General features: G+C 59.0%; 4 protein-coding genes. All 4 read left to right on the top strand.

Annotated elements, in window-relative coordinates:
• Window positions 1-1156 (top strand): hypothetical protein (locus ACIREA_RS28700; RefSeq protein ID WP_397385750.1); only part of this gene is annotated, 1156 nt, incomplete at its 5' end.
• Between the two features lie 25 nt (window positions 1157-1181).
• A complete protein-coding gene (locus ACIREA_RS28695; protein WP_397385749.1) occupies window positions 1182-1856 on the top strand; it encodes a family 16 glycoside hydrolase in 675 nt (224 codons plus the stop codon).
• On the top strand, window positions 1853-3013 hold the full coding sequence (locus ACIREA_RS28690) for a sialidase family protein (RefSeq protein ID WP_397385748.1): 1161 nt from the start codon (window positions 1853-1855) through the stop codon (window positions 3011-3013). The genes ACIREA_RS28695 and ACIREA_RS28690 overlap by 4 nt, the downstream gene beginning before the upstream one ends.
• A gap of 172 nt (window positions 3014-3185) precedes the next feature.
• Window positions 3186-3565: alpha/beta hydrolase fold domain-containing protein (locus tag ACIREA_RS28685; RefSeq protein WP_397385747.1), on the top strand; the 380-nt coding region annotated here is incomplete at its 3' end.

Here is a 3565-nt window from a genome sequence, read left to right as displayed (position 1 = left end):
GACGTGGAATCGTTTTTATCTGCCCAAGGTACAGACGTTTGGCGACTACCTGAGCAGCTACGAAAAGGGCAAGGAGCAGGTGCATTTGCCGACGGCTGAAGAGGTGAAACGGCAGTATCCGAATCCGTGTGGTTACAGCACGGGGATGGAAGATGGGGCGATTCTGGGTGGTGCGATGCTGAGTGTTTTGTGCGACCGGTATGCGGTGACAGGCGAGGAAGGGCTGCGCGAGAAAGCGGCCAGTGTTTTTGCAGGTCTCAAGCGCTGCGTCACGGTGCATGGCGTGCGTGGTTTTGTGGCACGCAATGTATGCCCGGAGGATGGCAAGAGTGTTTACATCAACTCCTCGCGCGATCAGGTCACGCATTTTGTGCATGGCCTGTGGCAGTATTACCACAGTCCTCTGCCGGATGAAGACACGAAGCTGCAAGTGCGCACCGTTCTCGCAGATGTGGCGGAGCGCATGACCAAGTTCGTCACGCCGGAGAACGACTTTGATTTCTGCCGGGCCGATGGTGAGCGCTGCCCGCTGGGCATCTGCCGGATGTGGAATGTGCAGCCGCATGAGGCGGCGCGGCTGCCGATGATCTATGCCGCGGCATGGGATGTGACGCGTGATGAGCGGTATCGCAAAGAGTGGCGTCGCTATGCGGCGGATGCCATCGCGCAATCGGCGAACCCTGGAGAGAACAAGCCGGCCTATGCACTGCTGCAGATGCAGTGCTCGCTGGAGGTGCTGCATGGGCTGGAACCGGATGCTGAACTGAAGAAGACGATCCATGAGCGCATGACGCATGTGCGCGATCTCGCGGCAAAGCGCTTCACCAGCGTGCTCTCGCAGATTGCCAAAAAGAGTCCTGAAGAGATGAAGATGCTGGGGCCTGACTGGCGGCATGTCTCTGTGTGGAAGAATCAGAAGGGCTATCCCAATCCGCAGTGGGGGCCGTATCGGGAAATCTGGCACATCACGCGAGAGGCCGGCGAGTCGGCGTTGATTCTGCTCATGGTTGATCCGACTTCGGTCTCTGCGGCACAACAGGCTTCTTTGGCAGGACTGATCCGGGGCTTCGACTACGAGCATAATTCCAGCTGCGGCATCATCTACCATCTGGCGGCCTACTGGAAGGCGCGCCGCAATCGTCTGCTGGCTCCTTAAATTGACTCCACTTCGATCGCTCACCATGAAATCCATCTCTTTGTTTATCGCCCTTCTGGGCATGCAGCAGGCTGCTGCTGAAACACCCGCGCCACCACCCACTCAGATCAGCCAGACGAAGCAGTTGATCGCCGCCGAGAAGTTTGACCGGCCCGAGTCTTTTGCGAAGGAACGTCAGCCAAGCATGGATGGCTGGCGCGCGGGCATAGGCACCTGGAGCATCGTGGAAGGTGCGGCGTATGCGAAGCAGGAAGGGCCGAGCAAAAACCGCCCGAACGGTCATGAGGCTGTGTGCGAGCATCTGGTGGATCTTGGCGATTATGTGCTGAGAGGCGAGTTCAAGCTCGGTGCCTCACCACAGGTCGGATTCGTCTGCCGGGATACGAACCAGCCGAACCACCATCAGGGACGTGTGGTCATCACACCCACGGCCATCTGGATTCAGAAGATGAGCGGCATCGCCAAGGAGACACGGCGCGAGGAATTGACGAAGATTGAAGTGAAGCTCGATCCCGAGGCGTGGCATCGTTTCACCGTGGAAGTTTGCGGTGACCGCTGGTTGGCACGCATTGATGATCATACTGTGGAGGCCAGGCATGAGCGCTTCAAGGACCGCAAAGGCCGCATCGGCATGGTGGCTCGTGGCGAGGGCGCGCAGTTCCGCAATCTCAGCCTCTGGAGTGCAGAACCGAAACCATGAAAATCACCCATCCACTGATCTTCATGCTGGCTTTGGCGTCATGTGCTGCCCAAGCCAAAGATGATGCCAAGCTCGAAATTACCGCTGATAAAACGGAGAAAGCGGCCGTGCCAAAACTGAAGCCTGCGACGCAGGAAAACGTGATTGTTTACAAGGAGGCCGGGCGCTACGGCGGCTGGCCGGCGAATCAGGGGCTGTGGCAGTGGGGAGATGAACTGGTGGTGGGTTTTACTTCGACGTGGTACAAGCAAACGACGACGGACCACCGCATCGACCGCACGAAGCCGAGCTATCGTATACAGTCGCGCAGTCTTGATGGCGGCAAGACGTGGAAGGAGGAGCCGGACCAGCCTTATTCCGAGCGCAAGGAAGAAGTGAAGCCAACACCGCTCACGGAGCCGCTGGATTTTACCGCGCCGAATTTTGCGCTGATGTTTCGCTTTGGCAGCCTGCACTCCGGCCCTTCCACATTTTATACCAGCCTGGACCGCTGCAAGTCGTGGAAGGGGCCGTATTCCTTCGCCGTGGATGGTGTGGAGGGCATCTGCACGCGCACGGACTTGATCGTCTTCGGCCCGCGTGACTGCATGATGTTTGGAAGTTGCGGCAAAAAGATTGATGGCAAGGAAGGCCGCGTCTTCTGTGCGCGCACCACGGATGGTGGACTGAACTGGAAACTTGTGTCGCTCATCGGGCCGGAGCCGATGGAGGGTGGGTATGCGATCATGCCTTCGTCGTTGAGGCTGAAGGATGGCACGCTTTTGACGACGATCCGGCGTTCTGACCCGAAGGTGTCGGGGTTTATTGAAGCGTGGCGCAGCAGTGATCTGGGCAAGACGTGGACTTTCACCGGCAAGGCGGCGACAGGCATTGGAGGAAATCCGCCAGCGCTGGTGCAACTGCATGATGGACGTGTGGCGGTGACGTATGGGTTTCGGCACAAGCCTTCGGGGATGCGGGCGAGCATCAGCGCGGATGGCGGCGTGACGTGGGGGCCGCAGATTGTGCTGCGTGAGGATGGGTATGATGGCGATCTGGGATATCCGCGCAGCGTGGTGCGGCCGGACGGCCGGGTGCTGACGGTTTACTATTTCAACGGGCCGAAGGAAGATGACCGGGCGATTGAAGGGACGTTTTGGACGGCGCCGCAGCTCTGAGAGCCACCTGCAATATCCGAATCATTTCGTTAGGAAGTTCGGCCGGTAGCGTTGACCAGAGCACATGAAATCCTGCCTGCTTTCTCGTCTCTCGTTCCGAATCGTTTTCGCGGCATGCGCGGCTTTGCTTGCCTGTACCTCTGCGTCTGCCCAGTTGCCCGCTGGGATCAAAATGGAGAAGGACATCTCCTACATTCCGAACGGGGATGGGGCGCAGAAGCTGGATCTTTATCTTCCCGAGAAGGCGGCGGACAAACCACTGCCGCTCGTTGTGCACATTCATGGCGGGGGCTGGGTCGGAGGGAGCAAATATCCATGCGCGGTGGCTCCCATGGTGCTGCGGGGCTATGCGGTGGCGAGTGTGGAGTATCGCTTCAGCCAGAAGGCGATTTTCCCGGCGCAGATCCAGGACTGTCAGGCGGCGATCCGCTGGCTGCGTGCGCATGCCAAGGAGTATAACCTGGACGCCGAACATGTCGGAGTCGTGGGTGGCTCGGCTGGCGGGCATTTGTCATCGCTCGTCGGCACATCAGGCGGGAAGAATGCCTTTCC

Origin of the sequence: Prosthecobacter sp. (assembly GCF_044373815.1) — a bacterium.
In the GTDB taxonomy this organism is placed as follows: domain Bacteria; phylum Verrucomicrobiota; class Verrucomicrobiia; order Verrucomicrobiales; family Verrucomicrobiaceae; genus Prosthecobacter.
This window is presented reverse-complemented; position numbering and strand designations above follow the sequence as displayed.

Coding starts and splice junctions, on each gene's coding strand:
- ACIREA_RS28695 (WP_397385749.1), top strand. CDS start 1,182: ATGAAATCCATCTCTTTGTTTATCGCCCTTCTGGGCATGCAGCAGGCT.
- ACIREA_RS28690 (WP_397385748.1), top strand. CDS start 1,853: ATGAAAATCACCCATCCACTGATCTTCATGCTGGCTTTGGCGTCATGT.